An 18,716-nucleotide genomic window follows, 5' to 3' on the forward strand; every position below is an offset into this window, starting at 1 on the left:
GTCATGACCCTTCTCCACCAAGAGCACCCCACCCACGAGCACGACCACGGCCCGGCCTGCGGCCATCCGGCCGTCGAGCACGAGGGGCACGTGGACTACGCCCACGACGGGCATCTCCACCGGGAGCACGACGGCCACTGGGACGAGTGCGAGCGGACGCAGCACCAGTCGCACGACGGGCACACGCACCAGCACGGGCCCGCGTGCGGGCACGAGGCGGTGTCCCACGGCGACCACGTCGACTACATGCACGACGGGCACCGCCACGCGGCGCACGACGGGCACTGGGACGACCACTGAGTTTTCCCCGGACCGGGCCCGACTGGCAGGCTGCCACCTGTCAGTCGGGCCCGTTCTCGTCGTCCGGGGGTCTCCTTGTCCGCCAACGCCAACGCCAACGCCAACACCCACGCCAACACCGGCGCCAGTGCCAACGCCGGCGCCGCACCCTCCCAGCCGTACGTCGTCGCGCTCGCGCCGGACGTGTTCGCCTTCGTCCAGCCCGACGGCGGCTGGTGCCTGAACAACGCCGGGTTCCTGGGCGACGCCCGCGAGACCCTGCTCGTGGACACGGCCGCCACCGAGCGCCGGGCCCGCCTGCTGCGCGCGGCAGTGCTCGCGGAGGAGCTGCCGCTCCCCCGGACGATCGTCTCGACCCACCACCACGGCGACCACACCTACGGCAACGGGGTGTTCGCGCCCGAGGCGCGGGTCGTCGGCCACGACAGCTGCCGGACCGAGCAGATCGCCGCCGGGCGCCAGCTCCATCTGCTGTGGCCGCAGACGGACTTCGGCGCGGTGGAGGTGACCCCGCCCTCCCTCACGTACAGCGAGCGGCTGACCCTGTACGTCGGTGAGCTGGAGGTGCGGGTCCTGCACCCCGGTCCCGCGCACACCACCGGCGACTCGATCGTCCATGTCCCGGAGCGGGGCGTGGTGTTCACCGGGGACCTGGTCTTCGAGGGCGGGACGCCGTTCCTGCCGATGGGTTCGCTGGCGGGCTCGCTGCGCGCCCTCGACCTGCTGCGCTCGCTCGACGCGCCGACGGTGGTGCCGGGGCACGGGCCCGTGACGGACCCGTCGGCGTACGACGCGACGGAGCGGTATCTGCGCTGGGTGGCCGAACTGGCCCGCGAGGGGTACGCGAAGGGCGCGACACCCCTGGAGACGGCGGGCGGGGCGCAGCTCGGGGAGTTCGCCGCCTGGCGGGAGAGCGAGCGTCTGGTGGCCAACCTGCACCGCGCGTACGCGGAGTTGAGCGGCCTGCCGGAAGGTTCGCCGCTGAATCCGGTGACGGTCTTCGGGGACATGGCGGCGATGAACGGCGGCGTACCGGTGGCCTGCCACGCGTAACCCCGGCCCGGGTGCGCGCTCCCGGAGGGCCTTTCGGGCCGCGTCGGCCGTCCCCAGGGGCCGGACACTCTGCCCCGCCGTACCTGGCGGGGCGTCACCGCCCGCGGGTATACCGGGAAGCAGACGTCCGGCGCCCGAAGGGACCTTCATGTACGACCGAGCGAGCAGCCGAGCGAAGCAGCGGCGGGACGCCTCGGCGGACCGCACCTCCCTCGACCCGGGCCCGGCGGCGGCGCCCTCCGAGTCCCTGCTCGACCTCCAGCGCTCGGTCGGCAACGCGGCCGTGGTCCAGATGCTGCGCCGCGCCGGCGCCGGCCAGGACGAGCACCGGCACGGGGCGGGCTGCGGCCACGAGGAGGAGCAGCCGGCGGTGCAGCGCTCGGCGGTGCACGACGTCCTGCGCAGTGGCGGCCGGCCGCTCGACAAGGGGAGCCGCTCGGACATGGAGGCGCGCTTCGGGGCCGATTTCTCCGACGTCCGCATCCACACCGACTCCGCCGCCCAGGCCTCCGCCGCCGAACTCGGCGCCGCCGCCTACACCTCCGGCAGCCACATCGTCGCCGGGCCGTCCGGCATCGACCGGCACACGCTCGCCCACGAGCTGACCCACGTCCTCCAGCAGCGCAAGGGGCCTGTGGCCGGGACGGACCGGGGCGACGGGCTGAGCGTCAGCGATCCGTCGGACCGGTTCGAGCGCGAGGCGGAGGCCAACGCGCACCGGGTGATGAGCCGCCCGGCGCCGGCGGCCGCCGCTGCCGGGGAAGCGCAGGCCGCGCCGACGTCCGCCGGGACCGGAAACGTCCAGCGCGCCCCCCAGCACCCGGGCAAGATCGACGACGAGGTGGTGCGGCTGGTCGCCCAGGTGGAGCCCCTGCTCGACGAGTACCTCGCCGAGTACGACAACTGGGAGGCGAATCACACCAGCGGGAAATGGGTCATGCTCAACGGGGATCTCAACGACGCCGTCGAGTACGTCCAGAGCCTGGTGGGTGCGCCGCAGGGGCGTGACAAGGCCACCGTCCTCGCGGACTTCGAGGCGAAGACCCGGACCAAGGTGGAGACCACCTCGTCGGAGACGATGGCGACCAGCCGGGCGACGGCGCTCATCGCGAAGCACAAGCTCGTCCTCGGCCGCACCACCGACACCGGTCCGTGGGCCGCGTACCAGCAGCAGAAGCCGCAGGTCGGTGACCGGCTGCCGCAGGACGCGCGGATGGGCCGGCGGCTGAACACCGGCGCGTGGTCCGTCCCCGTCAACTACGCCTTCATGGACGGCGGCATCGCGGAGCACGCGGTGTTCAAGATCGTCACGTCCCTCGGCGCGCAGATCGAGGGCATGCTCATCGGCGGGCAGCTCACCGCGGCCAACTTCTGGCAGGAGATCGAGAGCCTGGGCGACAGCGCGCTCTGGGACAGCAACAAGTCGGCCGACGAAGGCGGGCCCCAGGCGATGCTGGGACACGAGATCCTCCAGCTCATCGAGTCCGGCTACCAGTTCTTCGGCCGGGAGAGCGGCTACGCGCAGGGCAACGCCCGGTTGGTCGCCGTCCATCCGGCCCGGCCTGCGCCCGCGCCCGGGGACAAGACGCAGCCGCTCACGCTTCCCAGCCCCTAGGTCGCAGCCGTCGCAGCGCCGCCGCGTCGTCGCGGTCGCGGTGGGTGCCGTCGTCGTCGAGCCAGCGGCGGTGCAGGGCGGCGAGTGCGGCGCGGTCCAGTTCGACGCCGAGGCCCGGCGCGTCGGAGACCGCGAGGTGCCCGTCCCGGAACGCGGGGCGGGTGGTGACGACGTCCTCGGTCTGCCACGGGTAGTGGGTGTCGCAGGCGTGGTCGAGGTGGGGCAGCGTCGCGGCCACCTGGGTCATGGCCGCGAGGCTGATGCCGAGGTGGGTGTTGGAGTGCATGGAGAGCCCGACGCCGTACGTGCGGCAGAGCGCGGCCAGTTCGCGGGTGCGGTGCAGCCCGCCCCAGTAGTGGTGGTCGCAGAGGACGATCCGTACCGCGTCCCGGGCGAAGGCCTCGGGGACCTCCTCGAAGGTCGTCACGCACATGTTGGTCGCGAGCGGCACGTCCGTGCGGGCCGCGATGTGGGCCATCGCGTCCGTGCCGGTCGCCGGGTCCTCCAGGTACTCCAGGAGGTCCTTCAGTTCGCGCGCCACGTCGAGCGAGGTCTCCGTGGACCAGGCGCCGTTGGGGTCGAGCCGGAGCGGCCGGCCGGGGAACTCCTCGGCGAGGGCCCGGATCGCGGCGATCTCCTGGTCGGGCGGGAAGACCCCGCCCTTGAGCTTGAAGGACCGGAAGCCGTACGCGCGGTCGAAGCGGCGGGCCTGCGCCACGATGCCGGCCGGGTCGAGCGCCGGGCCCCAGTCGTCGGTCCCGGCGTACTTGTAGAAGAGGTACGCGCTGTACTCGACGGAGTCGCGGACCTTGCCGCCGAGCAGCGCGTGCACGGGCAGGCCGAGGCTCTTGCCGAGCGCGTCCAGACAGGCGACCTCGAAGGCCGAGACGACGGAGAGGCGGAGCTTGTCGGCGGTCTGGACCCCGCGCAGGCCGCCCGCGTCGACCCGCTCGTCCACGGCCCCCGAGTCCCCGCACACCCGCTCGGCAAGCGCGAACAGGCCGTTCACGTCCGTGACCGGCTGCCCGGGGAGCGCCTCGGCCAGCGGCCGGGCGAGCTCCAGGTACTTCCCGTCGCCGTACGTCTCGCCAAGGCCGACCACTCCGCCCCGCGTCACCACCTCGACGATCAGGCGGGGCGTGAAGGGCTGATGCACGCCCTGGGTGTTGAGCAGCGGCGGGTCGGCGATCAGGATCGGGGTCAGCCGGACGTCCTCGACAAGCAGCTCTGGATTCATATGTGAACCATATTCATGGTTCCGATCCGTCGCCAGACCGCGCGCGCCGCTTTCCCTCGCGAACCCTGGACGACATACCGACTGGTCGGTCATCATGAACGCCGACCGGTCCACCACCCCCGTCCCCGGAGGTACGCACGATGAGTTCAGCCCCGCCACCAGGTCTCGACCCCGAGCAGCTGCGCGGATTCCTCGACCGGGAACGGCCGGGACTCGTGCGCGGCCCCCTCGACGCCCGGCTGATCGAGGGCGGCCGGTCGAACCTGACGTACGTCGTCTCCGACGGCACCGACCGCTGGGTGGTCCGCCGGCCTCCGCTCGGCCATGTCCTCGCCACCGCGCACGACATGAAGCGCGAGCACCGGGTGATCAGCGCCCTGCACACGACGGCCGTGCCCGTCCCGGAGACCGTGCTCCTCTGCGAGGACGAGTCCGTTCTCGGGGCGCCCTTCTACGTCATGGAGTTCGTCGACGGCACCCCGTACCGCTCCGCCGAGCAGCTCGCCCCGCTCGGCCCCGAGCGCACCCGCGAGGCCGTCCTCGGCCTGGTCGACACGCTCGTCGAGCTGCACGCCGTGGACCCGGCCGCGGTGGGGCTCGGCGACTTCGGGCGGCCCGAGGGCTTCCTCGACCGGCAGCTGCGCCGCTGGGGCAAGCAGCTCGACGCCTCCCGCAACCGGGAGCTCGCGGGCATCGACGAGCTGCACGCGGCGCTCGGCCGCGCCCTCCCGGCCTCCGCCGCCCCGGCCGTCGTCCACGGCGACTACCGCCTGGACAACGTCCTGATCGGCGCGGACGACCGGATCAAGGCCGTCCTGGACTGGGAGATGTCCACGCTCGGGGACCCGCTGACGGACCTCGGCCTGCTCGCGATGTACAGCGCGAAGCTCGACCTCCCGCACTCCCCCGTCTCCACGACCGCGGGTGCCGCCGGGCACCCGGACCCCGCCGAGCTGATCGAGCGGTACGCCGTCCGTTCCGGCCGCGACACCTCCGCCATCTCCTGGTACACGGCCTTCGCCTGGTTCAAGCTCGCCGTGATCCTGGAGGGCATCCACTACCGCTACACCCTCGGCCAGACCGTCGGCGCGGGCTTCGACCGCATCGGCGACCTCGTCCCCGTCTTCATCGAGCACGGCCTCACCACCCTCCAGGAAGGCTGATCCGCCATGGACTTCGCATTCGACGCGCGCACCGAGGAGCTGCGGGAGAAGCTGCTCGCCTTCATGGACGAGCACGTCTACCCGGCGGAGCAGACCGCCCACGAGCAGCGGGCGCTGCTCGCCTCGCCGTGGGACACCCCGGCCGTCGTGGAGGAGCTGAAGGCCGAGGCCCGCCGCCAGGGCCTGTGGAACCTCTTCCTGCCCGACGCCGAGCACGGGGCCGGCCTCACCAACCTCCAGTACGCGCCGCTCGCCGAGATCACCGGCCGCAGCCCGCAGTTGGCCCCGACCGCCCTCAACTGCGCGGCGCCCGACACCGGGAACATGGAGGTGCTCGCCCAGTTCGGCGACGAGGCGCAGAAGAAGCAGTGGCTGGAGCCGCTGCTCGCCGGGGAGATCCGCTCGGCATTCGCGATGACGGAGCCCGAGGTGGCCTCCTCGGACGCGACCAACATCGAGACGCGGATCCTGCGCGACGGCGAGGACTATGTCGTCAACGGGCGCAAGTGGTACATCTCCGGGGCGATGAACCCCGACTGCAAGATCTTCATCGTCATGGGCAAGACCGACCCCGACGGCACGGACATCCGCCGCCAGCAGTCGATGATCCTCGTGCCCCGCGACACCCCGGGCGTCGAGGTGCGGCGGGCGATGCAGGTGTACGGCTACGAGGACCACTCGCACGGCGGGCACGCCGAGGTCCTCTTCCACGACGTCCGCGTGCCGGCGACGAACCTGATCGGCGAGGAGGGCGGCGGCTTCGCCATCGCCCAGGCCCGGCTCGGCCCCGGCCGGATCCACCACTGCATGCGGCTGATCGGCATGGCCGAGCGGGCGATCGAGCTGATGTGCCGCCGGGCCGTCTCCCGTACCGCCTTCGGCAAGCCCATCGCCCAGCAGGGTGTGGTGCAGAACTGGATCGCGGACGCCCGGGTGACGGTCGAGCAGCTGCGCCTGCTCGTCCTCAAGACCGCCTGGCTGATGGACACCGTGGGCAACCGGGGTGCGCACACGGAGATCCAGGCCATCAAGATCGCGACCCCGCGCGCGGTGGTCGACATCCTCGACAGGGCCGTCCAGGTGCACGGCGCGGGCGGCGTGTCCCAGGACTTCCCGCTCGCCGAGCTCTGGGCCGGCGCGCGGACGCTGATGATCGCGGACGGGCCGGACGAGGTGCACCAGCGGTCGCTGGCGCGGCGGGAGCTGAAGAAGTACCTGTAGGGCGCGTTACGGCCGCAGGGCGCGCAGCAGCAGGTCGGCGAGCTGGTCGGCGACCTGCTGGGGCGTCATCGGGCCGTCCGGGCGGTACCAGGTGGACAGGTGGTGGACGGAGCCGAAGTGGTAGTCCACCACCAGGTCCGCCGGGGTCGCCGACGAGAAGACCCCGGACCGCTGGCCCTCCTCGATGAGGGCACGGAAGCGCTCGTGGTACCGCCGCCGCTCGGCGCGGACCTGCTTGTTCTTCTCCGGGCTGAGGTGGTGCATCGAGCGGAAGAAGATCGAGGCGTCGTCGAGGTTGTCGATGGTGGTCACCACGACGTCGGCGGCCGCGTCCCGCAGCCGCTGCTCCACCGGCGCGTCGGCGTCCGCGAACGCGTCGAGCCGCTCCTGCTGGAGCCGCAGCACGCGCGCGTAGACCTCCTGGAGGAGGTCCTCCTTGGAGCCGAAGTAGTGGTAGAGCGCGCCCTTGGTGACGCCCGCCGCCTCCACGATCTCCTGGACGGAGGTGCGGTCGTAGCCCTGCTCCGCGAAGAGCCGGGTGGCGGCGGCCAGCAGCCTCTGGGGGACGGGGGTGCCGCTCCCGTCCGTCGTCCTGGCCATGCGCCGCCGCCTTTCCCTGGTGATCACCGTGGGTGTCGTGAGGTGTGTCGTGTCTACCGGTGGGAACGGAGTTCCCTCCGGAGGATCTTCCCACTTGTCGTCTTGGGCAGCTCCGCCAGGATCTCGACCTCGCGCGGGTACTTGTACGCGGCGAGCCGCTGCTCGCAGTACGCGGACAGCTCCGCCGGCTCGACGGCGGAGCCCGGGCGCAGGCTCACGTACGCCTTGACCGTCTCGCCCCGGTAGGCGTCCGGGACGCCGACGACGGCGGCCTCGCGGACGGCCGGGTGGGTGTAGAGGACGTCCTCCACCTCCCTGGGCCAGACCTTGAACCCGGAGGCGTTGATCATGTCCTTCTTGCGGTCGACGACGTAGAGCCAGCCGTCCGCGTCCATGAAGCCGATGTCCCCGGTCCGCAGTTCCCCTTCGGGGAACGTGGTGGCGGTGGCCTCGGGGAGCCGCCAGTAGCCGGGGACGACCTGAGGGCCGCGCACGGCGATCTCGCCGTGCGCGCCGAAGGGCACCTCGGCGCCGGTCTCGTCGAGGATCCGAACGAGCGTGTCGGGTCCGGGGACGCCGACGGAGAGGGTGCCGGAGGCGGGGTCGACCGGGGCCTCCTTCTCGGGCGGCACGGCGGCGCAGGGGGCGGTGCACTCGGTGAGCCCGTAGCCGTTGCGGATGTACGGGCCGAAGCCCGCGCGGAACTTCTCCACCAGGGCCGGCGGGACGGGGGCGCCGCCCGAGGAGACGACCAGGAAGGAGGCGAAGTGGTCGCGGGTCGCGCCGGGGTGCGCCGCGAGGGCCATGAAGGCGGTGGAGGGGCCGACCGTGTAGGCGGGACGGTGCTCCAGAAAGGCGTCGAGGACGACGCCGGCGTCGAAGCGGTAGGCGAGGACGAGGGTGCCGGCGTTGCCGAAGCAGGCGGCCAGTTCGCAGACGAGGCCGGTGATGTGGAAGAGCGGGGCGAGCGCGAAGTACCCCGCGCCTTCCGGTACGGGGTGGCCGGTGCGCTGGCGTTCGGCGTTGTGGGCGATGCCCCGGTGGAGGTTGAGGGCGCCCTTGGGGGTGCCGCTGGTGCCCGAGGTGTAGCTGATCAGGGCCACGTCCTCGGCGGTGAGCTCACGGCCCCCGGGGGCGGGGTGTCCGGCGCGGGCGACGGCGAGGAGGTCCTCGGCCTCCGTCTCCACCCGGTCGAAAGCGAGGACGCGCGGGTCGTCGCGGGTCTGGAGGTCGCGTTCGCAGGCCGTGAGGGAAATCCGTACGCCGGCGTCGGCGGCGGTCTCCCGCAGGAAGCTCGCCCAGGCGCGGTCGGAGCAGACCAGGGCGGTGGCCCCGGAGTCCCGCAGGGCGTGCCCGACCTCGCCCGCCTTGTACATGGGGTTGAGCGGGACGACGGTCGCGCCCGCCTTCCAGGCGCCGAGCAGGGCGAGGACGAAGTGCGGGCTGTTCTGGAGCATGATCGCGACCCGGTCGCCCTTGGCGAGACCGCGCGCGGCGAGATGCCCGGCGACGGAGTCGGAGAGCGCGTCGGTCTCGCGGTAGGTCAGCCGGCCGTCGAAGTAGGCGAGAGCCGGGTGTTCGGGGGCCCGGGCGACGGCGGCACGGAAGGCGTGCAGCGGGGTGGCGGGCGGGGCTATCGGCGCGCGCTGGGCCTCGGAGAGCTGGGAGAGCCAGGGCATGGCGGCGTAGAGGGACTCGGTCGGGTGGGCGGGCTGCTCGGCCGGGGAGCCGGACTCGGTCGCCGTCATGCGCGGGCACCTTCCCACTTCCGCTGGATGTGGTTCATGTTCCCGAGCCAGCGCTCGGGGTCGGCGGCGCGGGCCTGATAGAAGTCGGCGACCTCGGGGTGCGGGAGGACCAGGAAGCGGTCGGCCTCGATGGCGTCGAGGAGGGAGTCGGCGACGTCCTCGGGCTCGATCGCGGTCGGGGCGAGGACGAGTTCGCCGGCCGATCCGGCGGCGGTGAGCATGCCCGTACGTACACCCTGCGGGCAGATCGCGTGGACCTTGAGGCCCCGGTGGCGGTAGGTGAGGGAGAGCCATTCGGCGAAGGCGTACGCGCCGTGCTTGGAGACGCTGTACGGGGCCGCGCCGACCATGGTGAGCAGCCCGGCGGCGGAGACGGTCGAGACGAAGCGGCCGCTGCCGCGCTCGAGCCAGTCGGGCAGCAGGGCGCGGGCCGCGCGGACATGGGCCATGACGTTGACGTCCCAGGCGGCGGCCCAGACGGCCTCGTCGGCGAAGGCGTCGCCGCCCGAGGCGAGTCCGGCGTTGGCGCACCACACGTCCACGGTGCCGCCGAGGGCCTCGCGGGCCTCCTCGACGATCTCCGACGCGTCGCCCGGGACGGCGGTGGCGCCGATCTCCTCGGCGACGGCCTTGGTGCGGTCGGGGTCGAGGTCGTTGACGACGACCCGGGCGCCCTCGGCGGCGAACCGGCGGGCGAGCGCGGCTCCGATCCCGCCGCCCGCACCCGTGACGACCACTCCAGAACCCTGCACCGTACTCATCGGGACCCGCCTCTCCGTTGCGACAGTACGAGCAGACTAACCAGTCGGTATGTCGTGGCGAAAGTCCCCTGCGGTCCCCTGTGCACGCCTCGTTCCCAGGGGCGGTCAGGAGCGCTAGCGTGCGTGGCCATGTCGGGGAAGGCGATCAAGGAGGATTCCGCATGAGCCTGTCGAGCCCGTCCAGCCTGTCGAGACGCGGTCTGCTGGCCGCCGGCGGCGCCCTCGGGATCGGTGCGATGGCCGCCCCCGCGGCCGAGGCGCACGACGGCGGCGGCGGCCGGCGGGTCCGTACCGGATTCGAGCGGCTTGCCGCCGACGGGTACCGGGCGCTCGCCGGGGAGCGCGTCGGCGTCGTCACCAACCCGACCGGGATCACCGCCGACGTCCGCCACATCGTCGACGTCATGCATGCCGACGACCGGGTGGACCTGGTGGCGGTCTTCGGCCCCGAGCACGGCTTCCGGGGCACGGCGCAGGCCGGCGGCTCCGAGGGCCGGTACGACGACCCGGCGACCGGGCTGCCCGTCTACGACACGTACCTGAAGAGCGGGCAGCCGCTCGCGGACGTCTTCACGGCCTCGGGCGTGGACACCGTCGTCTTCGACATCCAGGACGTCGGCGCCCGGTTCTACACGTACATCTGGACCCTCTACGACTGCATGGTGGCGGCCGAGCTGGCGGGGAAACGGTTCGTCGTCCTGGACCGGCCGAACCCGGTGACCGGGCGGGCCGCGCTCGGCCCGGTCCTCGACCGCGCGTTCGCGACCTTCGTGGGACGCGAGCCGATCGCACAGGCGCACGGGATGACGGTCGCGGAGCTGGCGCAGCTGTTCAACGCGGAGTTCCTGGCCCGGCCGGTGGAGCTGGAGACCGTACGGATGTCGGGGTGGCGGCGCTCGGACTTCTTCGACGCGACCGGGCTGCCGTGGGTGCCGCCGAGCCCGAACATGCCGACGGCCGACACCGCGCTCGTCTACTCCGGCACCTGCCTCTTCGAGGGCACCAACCTCTCCGAGGGACGCGGCACCACCCGCCCCTTCGAGCTGCTCGGCGCGGAGGGGATCGACCGGCGGTGGGCGGAGGCCGCGAACGGACTCGGGCTCGCCGGGGTGCGGTTCCGGGAGGCGTACTTCGCCCCGACGTTCTCCAAGTTCCAGGGGAAGACGGTCGGCGGGGTCCAGGTGCAGGTGCACGACCGGGCCGCCTTCGACCCCGTACGGACCGGGATCGGGCTCCTCGTGAGCGCCACGCGCGCGTGGAGCGGTTTCGCCTGGCGCCCGGACAACTGGATCGACAAGCTGACGGGCTCGACGCGGGTACGGACCCTGATCGACGCGGGCGCGGACGTGGACGAGGTGGTGGGGGCGTGGGACGCGGACCTGGCCGCGTTCCGGGCGGTACGGAGGGAGTACCTGCTGTACCGGTGACGGGGGCTCCGACGGGCCCTGCGACGGGGGCCGGTGACGAGCCTGGCGACGGGGGATATCCCCCGGTTCGGTCGGGGTGTGGGCAGGTTGGCGGCGGGCGGTGCACCGCCGCCAGGCTTGCCCCATGAAAACGATCACTCGACACCGCTTACCGCTGGTGGGCGCGGCCGTCGCCCTCTGCCTCGCCGCGCTCGCCCCGGCCGGAGCCGCGCGGGCGGACGCCCCGGCGGCCACGTCCGACCCCGCCCGTGAACTCGCCCACAGCGCCCGCCCCTTGACCGACCTGCGCCCGCTGGACCGGATGATCGGCTCGGCCAAGGTCGTCGGGATCGGCGAGGCGACGCACAGCTCGGCCGAGTTCTTCGAGACCAAGCACCGGATCTTCGAGCACCTGGTGGAGCGGCAGGGCTTCACGACCTTCGCCCTGGAGGCCAACTGGTCCGCCGGGCTGCGCATCGACGACTACGTACGGTTCGGCAAGGGCGACCCGAAGCGGATCCTGGACGAGGAGTTCCAGAACGCGTACCGCTTCTGGAACACCGAGGAGTACCTTGACCTGATCGTCTGGATGCGGCAGCACAATGTGCGCCACCCGGACCACCCGGTGCGGTTCATGGGCAACGACCTGGGCTACGCGGGGCCGGAGCTCTTCGACGAGGTCACCGGCTATGTGGCGGCCGCGTATCCCCGGCTGCTGCCGCGCTTCCAGGAGCTGTACCGGACCTCGCGGCCGGTCGGTTCCGTCGACGCCTGGATGAACGCGTACATGGCCAGGCCGCTGGAGGAGCGGCGCCGGATGGCGGCGGACGTGAACCGCGCGCTGGCCCTGCTCGAGCGTCAGAAGCCGGGCCGGGACCGCGAGAAGCACACCTGGATGGTGCAGAACGCCCGCGCGATCGCCCAGGTCGGCACCGAGATGGCGCACGACTTCTCCAGTGCCGGCGGGGTCGCCGAGGCGATGCTGTACCGCGACCGGATCATGGCCGAGAACACCGTGTGGTGGCAGCGGGCGACCGGCGACCGGATGGTGCTCTCCGCGCACAACGGGCACGTCGGCTACGAGACGACGAAGCCGGACCAGTACCCGCGTCTTCAGGGCGCCTTCCTGCGCGACGCGCTGGGCCGGGACTATGTGAGCGTGGGCGCTTCGTTCGGGAAGGGCTCGTTCAACGCGCACGACACGGGGGCGCCGGGCGAACCGATCAAGCGCTTCACCGTCGGGCTGCCTGGTGCCGGGGACAGCAGCGCCGAGACCCTGGACCGCGTCTCCCCGCGCCCCTTCTACCTGGACCTGCGGACGACGACGCCCGCCGCCCGGAGCTGGCTGAACGTGCACCGGCCGGCCTGGCTGGTCGGCACCGCGTACCCGTGGCCGGGCAACCAGAGTGCGGTGCGGCTCGCCACCGCGTACGACGTGCTCGTCCACTTCCCCGAAGTCTCGGCGGCGCGCCTGCGCTGAAAACCTGGCCGTCCCTCCGTGCGCGCAGGATGCTGACGCGGGAGAAGTCACCCCAGGGGCTTCCTGGGAATGCTTCCTCAGAGTGCTTCCTCGACGCGGAGGGACGGGCAGACGATGGCCGGGATGAGTGTGGAGCCGTACCGCGAGATCACCTTCGACAAGGACGGCGACGGTCGGGCGGGCGGGCGCGAGGCGCTCGCCGGCCTGGCCTCCCAAGGGGTCACGGATCTGGTGGTGTTCGCCCACGGGTGGAACAACACCCCTTCCGTGGCGAACGGGTTGTACTCCCGGTTCTTCGCCCCGTTCCCGGACGCCGTGGGACGGGGCGCTCGCGTCGGGTACGCGGGGGTGGTGTGGCCGTCGATGATGTTCTCGGACGAGCCGATCCCCGACTTCGAGTCCGTGGCGGCCGTGCACCCCGGCAAGGAGGCGGTGGTGGGGCGGATCGCCACGCTGCTGGCCGAACAGCCGGACGACGAGGCGGGGTTCGCCGAGTTCGGGACGCTGCTCCGGGCACTGACCGACACCACCGGCGCGCAGGGCTTCCTCGACAGCGGTCGGACCGTGCCCGACTTCCTGCTCGCGGACACGGTGGCGGTCTGCGCGATGTTCACCGACGCGCTGGAGGAGGCGGCGGGTCCTGGCTCCGTACCGACCCCGCGCGAGGCGTTCGGCGGGAGACTGGCGCGGTACTGGAAGGGCGCGAAGGAGGCGCTGCGCCAGGCCACGTACTACACGATGAAGCGACGGGCCGGCGTGGTCGGCGAGCGCGGCCTCGGCCCGCTCCTCGGCGAGGTCGCCCGCTCCTCCCCCGGTCTACGGTTCCACCTCGTCGGCCACAGCTTCGGCGCCCGCCTCGTCGCGTACGCCCTGCGGGGCCTGCCCTCCGGGGCCCGGAACGTGGCGTCGATGACGCTCCTCCAAGGCGCCTTCTCCCACTACGCGTTCGCGGCGCGCCTGCCGCACGACCCGGGGCGGGGCGGCTCCCTGCGCGACCTCCAGCAGCGGGTCCGGGGCCCGGTGGTGGCCTGCTACTCCCGGCACGACACCGCGCTGCGCGTCTTCTACCCCCTGGCCTCCCGCCTGGCCAGGGACGCCGACTCCCTGCTCGGCACGGACAAACGCTGGATGGCCGTCGGCCACGACGGTATCCAGGCCGTCCCGAACACCCCCGCCCTCCCCCTGCCCCGCGCCTTGCGTGACGGCCTCCCGACCTCGGGCTGCGTGAGCGTGGACGCGGCGGACGTGGTCGGCGAGCACAGTGACATCTGCCACCCGGAGCTGGCCCGGCTCGTGGTGTCGGCGGGACGGATCGGGGGGCGGTAGGTCGGGTCTCGCGTGGGTCGGGTCTCGTGTGAGTCGGCGCTCGCGTCGGCCGGCTCCCGCCTGGCTCAGCTCTCGGGCGCGCGGGCGAGCAGCCGCTCCATCGTCGCCACGGGCAGCGCGGGGTGCGCCGCGGCCGATCGGACGACCCTCGGGTCCGGGTGCGTGAGCAGGTCCTCGGCGACGTCGGGCGGCAGGGCGGGGTGCGCCGCGATCGGGCGGACGGCCTTGCGCGCGGGGCCCGCGACCCCGGCCATCCGGCGCAGCAGCGCGCCGGGGCAGCCGGGGTTCCCCGCGACGGCCGCGTAAACGGGCGGCCCGTGGCGTTCGACCAGGTCCGTGAGCCGGTCCTCGGTGAGCCCGGGGTGTGGCGCGATGCGCTGGACGACCCCGAGGTCGGCGTCGGCGGCGAGCCGGTCGACGAGGGCGGGCGGAAGGTCGGGGCGGGCGGCGACGAGCGCCCGGACCTGGGCCACCCGGCTCGCCGCCAGCTTCGTGAGCTCGGCGTCGGTGGCGGCGAGGATCCGGGGCAGCGCCTCACGCGGGAGCCGCCGGCGGCCCGCGTCCGCGGTGAGCAGGGCGAGCGGGACGGCCGGGTTCTCCGAGACCGCCCGGCGGACGACGGGCTCCGGGTCGTCGGCGAGCCGGAGGAGCAGGGGCGCACCGATGCTCGGGTTGCGGGCGAGGGCCTGCCGTACGAACGCGTCCGGATGGGCCGCCAGGCGCGCGTGCAGGGAGACCGGGAGGTCGGTCCGCTCCGCGATCTCGGCGTGCAGCCAGGCGATCTCGACTGCCTCGACCTTCCCGGCTTCCTCGGCTTCCTCGACGTCCTCGGCCTCCTCGGCCGCCTTCGCGTCGAGGAAGGCCTCCAGGGCGGCGGGCGGTACGGAGGGGTTGGCGGCCGCTTTGAGCCGGATGCGGCGGACGCCCGGCGTGTGGTCGGCGCAGCCCTCGGCCCGCCGCCGGCAGGCCCCGCAGCTGGTGGGTGCGGGCCGGCCGCCGTCGGCGAGGAGGGCGGCGAGGAGGGAGGGCGGGACGCGGTCGTTTTCCGCGAGGGCCACGCGCACCGGCACGAGGGGGTGGCGGGCGAGTTCCGCGGCGAGGTCGGCGGGCAGCTCGAGAGCCTCCGCGGCCCGCTCGACGACGGTCGGGTCGGGGTCCCGGGCGAGGGCGACCAGGACCTCGGGCGGGAGGCCGGCGTCGAAGGAGGCGAGTTCCCAGCGGACCTCGGGATCCGGGTGACGGGCGAGCTCCCGTATCGCCGCCTCCGGTGCCGTCCCGGCCCTGGCGGCGGCGAGCAGCAGGGTGGGGTCGTCGCGTGGCACCTCGGCCCAGGGGACCTTGCCGTGCTCGACGAGGGTCCAGAGGTCCACGTCGTCGTACGCGCGGAGGGTGCGGGCCTGGGCCTCGGTCAGGTCGTCGCGCCAGGTCAGGGTGAACCGCACGTCCTCGTCGCCGACCGCGGCGAGGCGTTCGAACAGGTGCTCAGGCAGCGCCGGATTGGCCGCCAGGCCCTCCCGTACGTTCTGCATCAGACTCCCCCCGCGCGCCTCTGATGGGCCCCATCGAATTTTCGATGGAACACGAAGGGCCGGTCGTTCGTCCATTCCATAACGTCCTTGACGCCGAAGTACGAGCGACGGAGGTGCGGAGCGATGGCGGGTTTCCGGAGTCTTGCGAGACAGGTGCGCGATACCGGGAGTGACACGGCGCTGCGGAGGTATTCGCTGCGCAAGTGCCTGGAGCGGTTCGCGCCGTACGGGCACCGAGCGACCTGGGACCACTTGTGCCACCGGCACAGGTTCGGGCCCGAGGACCGGGAGCTCGATCCGGGGCGGCTGGTGGCCGCACTGGAGGAGCTGGAGGAGGCGCGGGCGGTGTGGCTCGCGTACGAGAAGGAGTTCGCGGCGCGACGGCGGCGCGAGAAGCACGAGGGGCTGCGCCGGCCGGGCGCGCTCGACGACTGGCACCGGCGGACGTGGGGTGGCAACGGGGTCGCGCGCTGCGACGACCCGGCGGTGCATCCCTCGGAGCCGCTGGCCGAGGTGTTGAAGCGGCTGATCGCCGCCCTGGAGTCCGCGCCCGGGGAGCACTGCCCGGTGTGCGCGGGGGACCGTATCGAGTGGCGGCCGGATCTGGTCGACGAGCCGTGGTTCGGCCCCGTGTGCGGGGCGTGCGGCGTGGTCGTGCCGCGGGCGGTCCTGACGACCGGGGCGCTGGCACGCGCCCGGGGCGGCAGCGGGGTCGAGTCCCGGCTGGCTTCGGTGGCATGAGGAACGGTGCGTGACGCTTGGTGACGAGCGACCGTGAGGGACGAGCTACGGGGCAACGGGGGACACGGGGGAACATCGTGATCCAGGTCTGTCTGAACGGGACGCGCGGGCCCGGGGATTCGGCCGCCGTGCCGATGTCGCCCGGTGCGATGGCGGAGGAGGCCGCGCGGGCGGTCGCGGCGGGGGCGCGGGACGTCCATGTGCACCCCAGGACGCCGTGCGGGAGCGACACGCTGTCGCCCCGGGTGCTCGCGGAGACCCTGACGGCGATCCGGGGAGCCGTCGAGGTGCCGGTGGGCGTGACGACGGGCGCCTGGGCCGAGCCCGATCCCGTACGGCGGGTGGAGCGCGTCCGGGCCTGGACGGTCCTGCCCGACCACGCGTCCGTGAACTGGCACGAGCCGGGCGCCGAGGAGCTCGCTGCCGCGCTCCTGGAGCGGGGCGTGGGCGTCGAGGCGGGCCTGTGGTCCGGTACGGAAGGCCCCGCGCGGTTCCTCGGCTCACCGCTGGCGCCCCGGGTGCTGCGGATCCTGGCGGAGGTGACCGACCCGGACGCCGCGACCGCCGAGTCCACGGCCCTCGCGCTCCTGGCGACCCTGGCCGACTCCGCCCACGGAAGGCCGGTCCTCCTCCACGGCGAGGACGCCGGCGCCTGGCCCGTCCTGCGGCTGGCCCGCCGCCTCGGCCTGGACACCCGGATCGGACTCGAGGACACGCTGCTGCTGCCCGACGGCAGCCGCGCGGGCTCCAACGCCCAGCTCGTCACGGCCGCGGTCGCGGCCGGCTCGACCGGCTGAAGGGGCCACGGAGCGCAAACCATTGGCCCGGGACCGTTCCGTTCCCGCAGAGTGTCCTGCGACGAGAACGCCAACCGAGTCTCCGGAGCCCTGACATGTCGACGCTGCGCGTCACCGCCGAAACCCTGGCCGTCCACGCCCATCCGAACGCCGATGCGCTGGAGCTCGCCCAAGTGGGCCTCTACCGCGCCGTCGTGGCGAAGGGCGCGTACCGCAGTGGCGATGTCGCCGTCTACATTCCGGAGCAGGCCGTGCTGCCCGCCTCGCTCGTCGACGAACTCGGCCTGACCGGGCGGCTCGCCGGGAAGGCCTCGGACCGCGTCAAGGCGGTGCGGCTTCGCGGTGAGGTGTCGCAGGGCATCGTGTGCCGCCCGAAGGCGCTGGCGGACGTGGACCTGGTCGCGGCGGCCGCCGAGGGGACCGACTTCGCCGAACTGCTCGGGATCACGAAGTGGGTGCCGCCCATCCCGCCGACGATGAGCGGGGACGTGGAGGTCGCGCCCGACCTGCTGCCGTGGGTCGACATCGAGAACCTCCAGCGGTATCCGGGCATCTTCGAGCCCGGTGAGCCGGTGGTCCTGACGGAGAAGCTGCACGGTTCGGCCTGCCTCGCCACGTACTTCGCGGAGGACGGGCGCGTCCAGGTCTCCTCGAAGGGCTTCGGCTCGAAGGGCCTGGCGCTCCAGGAGGACCCGCGGAACCTGTACTGGCGGGCCGTCCTCGGCCACGGCGTCCCCGAGGTCGCCGCGCGGCTCGCCGAGCGCCTGGGCGCCCGCCGGGTCGGGCTGTTCGGCGAGGTCTACGGAGCGGGGGTGCAGGACCTCGGCTACGGCGCCAACGCCCGCGGCGAGGACCTCGGTTACGCGGTCTTCGACGTGTCGGCCGAGATCGACGGCCAGGTGCGGTGGCTGGACCCGGCCGAGGTCCTGGAGGCCGGCGAACTGCCCCTCGTACCGCGGCTCTACACCGGTCCGTACGACCCGGCGACCGTGCTGGAACTGGCGAGCGGGCGGGAGACCGTGTCCGGGCGCGAGCTGCACCTGCGGGAGGGGGTCGTGATCCGCCCCGTCACGGAGCGGTACAGCCCGATCCTCGGCGGCCGCGCCATCGCCAAGGCGGTCAGCCCGGCGTACCTGACCCGCAAGGGCGGCACCGAGTACGAGTGACCGGCAGGGAGCCGACGAGACCGAGGGGCCCGTCCACGGGGGTGGCGGGCCCCTCTTCGTCGTCTCCGAACGAGCGGGTCTACGCCTTGCGGCGCTCCCCCATCAGGCGCGAGCCGGTGAGCTGTTCACCGATCACGTCGTCGGGGTTGGACAGGACGCACTTCCGCAGGGAGAGACACCCGCAGCCGATGCAGTCGCTCAGATGGTCCCTCAGCCGGCCGAGCTGCTTGATCCGCTCGTCCAGTTCCGTGCGCCACGCCGCCGAGAGCCGTGCCCAGTCCTCGTTGGTGGGCGTCCGCTCCTCGGGGAGTTCGGCGAGCGCCGTACGGATGGTCGCGAGCGGGATGCCGACGCGCTGCGCGGCCCGGATGAAGGCGACCCGGCGGAGGGTGTCACGGTGGTAGCGGCGCTGATTGCCGCTCGTCCGGCGGCTGCAGATCAGACCCTTGGTCTCGTAGAAGTGCAGGGCGGACACCGCGGCTCCGCTACGGGCGGACAGCTGGCCGACGGTGAGTTCGTGAATCTTCTCGGGAATCTGGGGCACCCTTCGCACCCTACTGTCCGTTGACAGCG

At 73.1% G+C, this 18,716-nt stretch carries 17 protein-coding genes; 11 read left to right on the forward strand and 6 right to left on the reverse strand.

Going from position 1 to position 18,716, the window contains the following annotated elements:
* Window positions 1–3 precede the first annotated feature (3 nt).
* The 3 genes from ACWCO8_RS21370 to ACWCO8_RS21380 all read left to right on the forward strand — a co-directional run bounded on the left by ACWCO8_RS21370 (window position 4) and on the right by ACWCO8_RS21380 (window position 2,968).
* Window positions 4–300 carry a hypothetical protein gene (locus ACWCO8_RS21370; protein ID WP_451033523.1) on the forward strand — a complete coding sequence of 99 codons (297 nt, stop codon included), beginning with the start codon at window positions 4–6 and terminating at the stop codon, window positions 298–300.
* 183 nt (window positions 301–483) lie between these two features.
* Window positions 484–1,353 (forward strand): MBL fold metallo-hydrolase, encoded by an 870-nt coding sequence (locus tag ACWCO8_RS21375; protein ID WP_451033636.1) that lies wholly within the window; start codon window positions 484–486, stop codon window positions 1,351–1,353.
* Between the two features lie 148 nt (window positions 1,354–1,501).
* A complete protein-coding gene (locus ACWCO8_RS21380; RefSeq protein WP_451033524.1) occupies window positions 1,502–2,968 on the forward strand; it encodes an eCIS core domain-containing protein in 1,467 nt (488 codons plus the stop codon).
* Here ACWCO8_RS21380 and ACWCO8_RS21385 read toward each other — a convergent pair.
* Window positions 2,949–4,205: a glucarate dehydratase family protein gene (locus ACWCO8_RS21385; protein ID WP_451033525.1), complete on the reverse strand. Its 1,257-nt coding sequence runs from the start codon at window positions 4,203–4,205 to the stop codon at window positions 2,949–2,951. The genes ACWCO8_RS21380 and ACWCO8_RS21385 overlap by 20 nt on opposite strands.
* A 140-nt stretch (window positions 4,206–4,345) precedes the next feature.
* Between ACWCO8_RS21385 and ACWCO8_RS21390 the strand changes: the two genes are divergently transcribed.
* A complete protein-coding gene (locus ACWCO8_RS21390; protein WP_362004339.1) occupies window positions 4,346–5,368 on the forward strand; it encodes a phosphotransferase family protein in 1,023 nt (340 codons plus the stop codon).
* Window positions 5,369–5,374: 6 nt separating this feature from the next.
* Window positions 5,375–6,589 carry an acyl-CoA dehydrogenase family protein gene (locus ACWCO8_RS21395; protein ID WP_451033526.1) on the forward strand — a complete coding sequence of 405 codons (1,215 nt, stop codon included), beginning with the start codon at window positions 5,375–5,377 and terminating at the stop codon, window positions 6,587–6,589.
* A 6-nt stretch (window positions 6,590–6,595) separates the two neighbouring features.
* Here the strand turns inward: ACWCO8_RS21395 and ACWCO8_RS21400 are convergent, their stop codons facing one another.
* From ACWCO8_RS21400 to ACWCO8_RS21410, 3 genes are read right to left on the reverse strand one after another with little or no spacing between them, the layout of a single operon-like run.
* Window positions 6,596–7,189, reverse strand: coding sequence for a TetR/AcrR family transcriptional regulator (locus tag ACWCO8_RS21400; RefSeq protein WP_362004335.1), 594 nt, complete (start codon window positions 7,187–7,189; stop codon window positions 6,596–6,598).
* 53 nt (window positions 7,190–7,242) lie between these two features.
* The gene (locus ACWCO8_RS21405; RefSeq protein WP_451033527.1) at window positions 7,243–8,937 is read right to left on the reverse strand and encodes an AMP-binding protein; all 1,695 of its coding nucleotides are present in this window, start codon (window positions 8,935–8,937) and stop codon (window positions 7,243–7,245) included.
* A complete protein-coding gene (locus ACWCO8_RS21410) occupies window positions 8,934–9,698 on the reverse strand; it encodes an SDR family oxidoreductase (protein WP_451033528.1) in 765 nt (254 codons plus the stop codon). The genes ACWCO8_RS21405 and ACWCO8_RS21410 overlap by 4 nt, the downstream gene beginning before the upstream one ends.
* Before the next feature lie 161 nt (window positions 9,699–9,859).
* Between ACWCO8_RS21410 and ACWCO8_RS21415 the strand changes: the two genes are divergently transcribed.
* The 3 genes from ACWCO8_RS21415 (at window position 9,860) to ACWCO8_RS21425 (ending at window position 13,910) form a co-directional block, all read left to right on the forward strand.
* Window positions 9,860–11,125, forward strand: a complete 1,266-nt coding sequence (locus ACWCO8_RS21415) for an exo-beta-N-acetylmuramidase NamZ family protein (RefSeq protein ID WP_451033529.1) — start codon at window positions 9,860–9,862, stop codon at window positions 11,123–11,125.
* Between the two features lie 124 nt (window positions 11,126–11,249).
* Window positions 11,250–12,584, forward strand: coding sequence for an erythromycin esterase family protein (locus tag ACWCO8_RS21420; RefSeq protein ID WP_451033530.1), 1,335 nt, complete (start codon window positions 11,250–11,252; stop codon window positions 12,582–12,584).
* 114 nt (window positions 12,585–12,698) lie between these two features.
* On the forward strand, window positions 12,699–13,910 hold the full coding sequence (locus ACWCO8_RS21425) for a serine-threonine protein kinase (protein ID WP_451033531.1): 1,212 nt from the start codon (window positions 12,699–12,701) through the stop codon (window positions 13,908–13,910).
* 65 nt (window positions 13,911–13,975) lie between these two features.
* On the opposite strand, the gene ACWCO8_RS21430 is transcribed toward ACWCO8_RS21425, so the two are convergent.
* Window positions 13,976–15,439, reverse strand: a complete 1,464-nt coding sequence (locus ACWCO8_RS21430; protein WP_451033532.1) for a hypothetical protein — start codon at window positions 15,437–15,439, stop codon at window positions 13,976–13,978.
* A gap of 123 nt (window positions 15,440–15,562) precedes the next feature.
* On the opposite strand from ACWCO8_RS21430, the gene ACWCO8_RS21435 reads away from it, so the two are divergent.
* The 3 genes from ACWCO8_RS21435 (at window position 15,563) to ACWCO8_RS21445 (ending at window position 18,143) form a co-directional block, all read left to right on the forward strand.
* Complete coding sequence (locus ACWCO8_RS21435) at window positions 15,563–16,180, forward strand: hypothetical protein (RefSeq protein WP_451033533.1); 618 nt, start codon at window positions 15,563–15,565, stop codon at window positions 16,178–16,180.
* A 77-nt stretch (window positions 16,181–16,257) separates the two neighbouring features.
* Entirely contained in the window at window positions 16,258–16,977 is a 720-nt protein-coding gene (locus tag ACWCO8_RS21440; protein WP_451033534.1) for a 3-keto-5-aminohexanoate cleavage protein, read from the forward strand.
* 95 nt (window positions 16,978–17,072) lie between these two features.
* Window positions 17,073–18,143: an RNA ligase (ATP) gene (locus ACWCO8_RS21445; protein WP_451033535.1), complete on the forward strand. Its 1,071-nt coding sequence runs from the start codon at window positions 17,073–17,075 to the stop codon at window positions 18,141–18,143.
* Between the two features lie 79 nt (window positions 18,144–18,222).
* Here ACWCO8_RS21445 and soxR read toward each other — a convergent pair whose 3' ends face one another.
* Window positions 18,223–18,687: a redox-sensitive transcriptional activator SoxR gene (gene soxR, locus ACWCO8_RS21450; protein WP_362004310.1), complete on the reverse strand. Its 465-nt coding sequence runs from the start codon at window positions 18,685–18,687 to the stop codon at window positions 18,223–18,225.
* Between the last annotated feature and the right edge of the window lie 29 nt (window positions 18,688–18,716).

The sequence above is a fragment of the Streptomyces sp. NPDC001927 genome (assembly GCF_053594455.1).

What these genes read in the sequence shown, in the direction of transcription:
- ACWCO8_RS21370 (WP_451033523.1), top strand. Translation starts at nt 4, where the DNA reads ATGACCCTTCTCCACCAAGAGCACCCCACCCACGAGCACGACCACGGC.
- ACWCO8_RS21380 (WP_451033524.1), top strand. Translation starts at nt 1,502, where the DNA reads ATGTACGACCGAGCGAGCAGCCGAGCGAAGCAGCGGCGGGACGCCTCG.
- ACWCO8_RS21385 (WP_451033525.1), bottom strand. Translation starts at nt 4,205, where the DNA reads ATGAATCCAGAGCTGCTTGTCGAGGACGTCCGGCTGACCCCGATCCTG.
- ACWCO8_RS21390 (WP_362004339.1), top strand. Translation starts at nt 4,346, where the DNA reads ATGAGTTCAGCCCCGCCACCAGGTCTCGACCCCGAGCAGCTGCGCGGA.
- ACWCO8_RS21395 (WP_451033526.1), top strand. Translation starts at nt 5,375, where the DNA reads ATGGACTTCGCATTCGACGCGCGCACCGAGGAGCTGCGGGAGAAGCTG.
- ACWCO8_RS21400 (WP_362004335.1), bottom strand. Translation starts at nt 7,189, where the DNA reads ATGGCCAGGACGACGGACGGGAGCGGCACCCCCGTCCCCCAGAGGCTG.
- ACWCO8_RS21405 (WP_451033527.1), bottom strand. Translation starts at nt 8,937, where the DNA reads ATGACGGCGACCGAGTCCGGCTCCCCGGCCGAGCAGCCCGCCCACCCG.
- ACWCO8_RS21410 (WP_451033528.1), bottom strand. Translation starts at nt 9,698, where the DNA reads ATGAGTACGGTGCAGGGTTCTGGAGTGGTCGTCACGGGTGCGGGCGGC.
- ACWCO8_RS21415 (WP_451033529.1), top strand. Translation starts at nt 9,860, where the DNA reads ATGAGCCTGTCGAGCCCGTCCAGCCTGTCGAGACGCGGTCTGCTGGCC.
- ACWCO8_RS21420 (WP_451033530.1), top strand. Translation starts at nt 11,250, where the DNA reads ATGAAAACGATCACTCGACACCGCTTACCGCTGGTGGGCGCGGCCGTC.
- ACWCO8_RS21425 (WP_451033531.1), top strand. Translation starts at nt 12,699, where the DNA reads ATGGCCGGGATGAGTGTGGAGCCGTACCGCGAGATCACCTTCGACAAG.
- ACWCO8_RS21430 (WP_451033532.1), bottom strand. Translation starts at nt 15,439, where the DNA reads ATGCAGAACGTACGGGAGGGCCTGGCGGCCAATCCGGCGCTGCCTGAG.
- ACWCO8_RS21435 (WP_451033533.1), top strand. Translation starts at nt 15,563, where the DNA reads ATGGCGGGTTTCCGGAGTCTTGCGAGACAGGTGCGCGATACCGGGAGT.
- ACWCO8_RS21445 (WP_451033535.1), top strand. Translation starts at nt 17,073, where the DNA reads ATGTCGACGCTGCGCGTCACCGCCGAAACCCTGGCCGTCCACGCCCAT.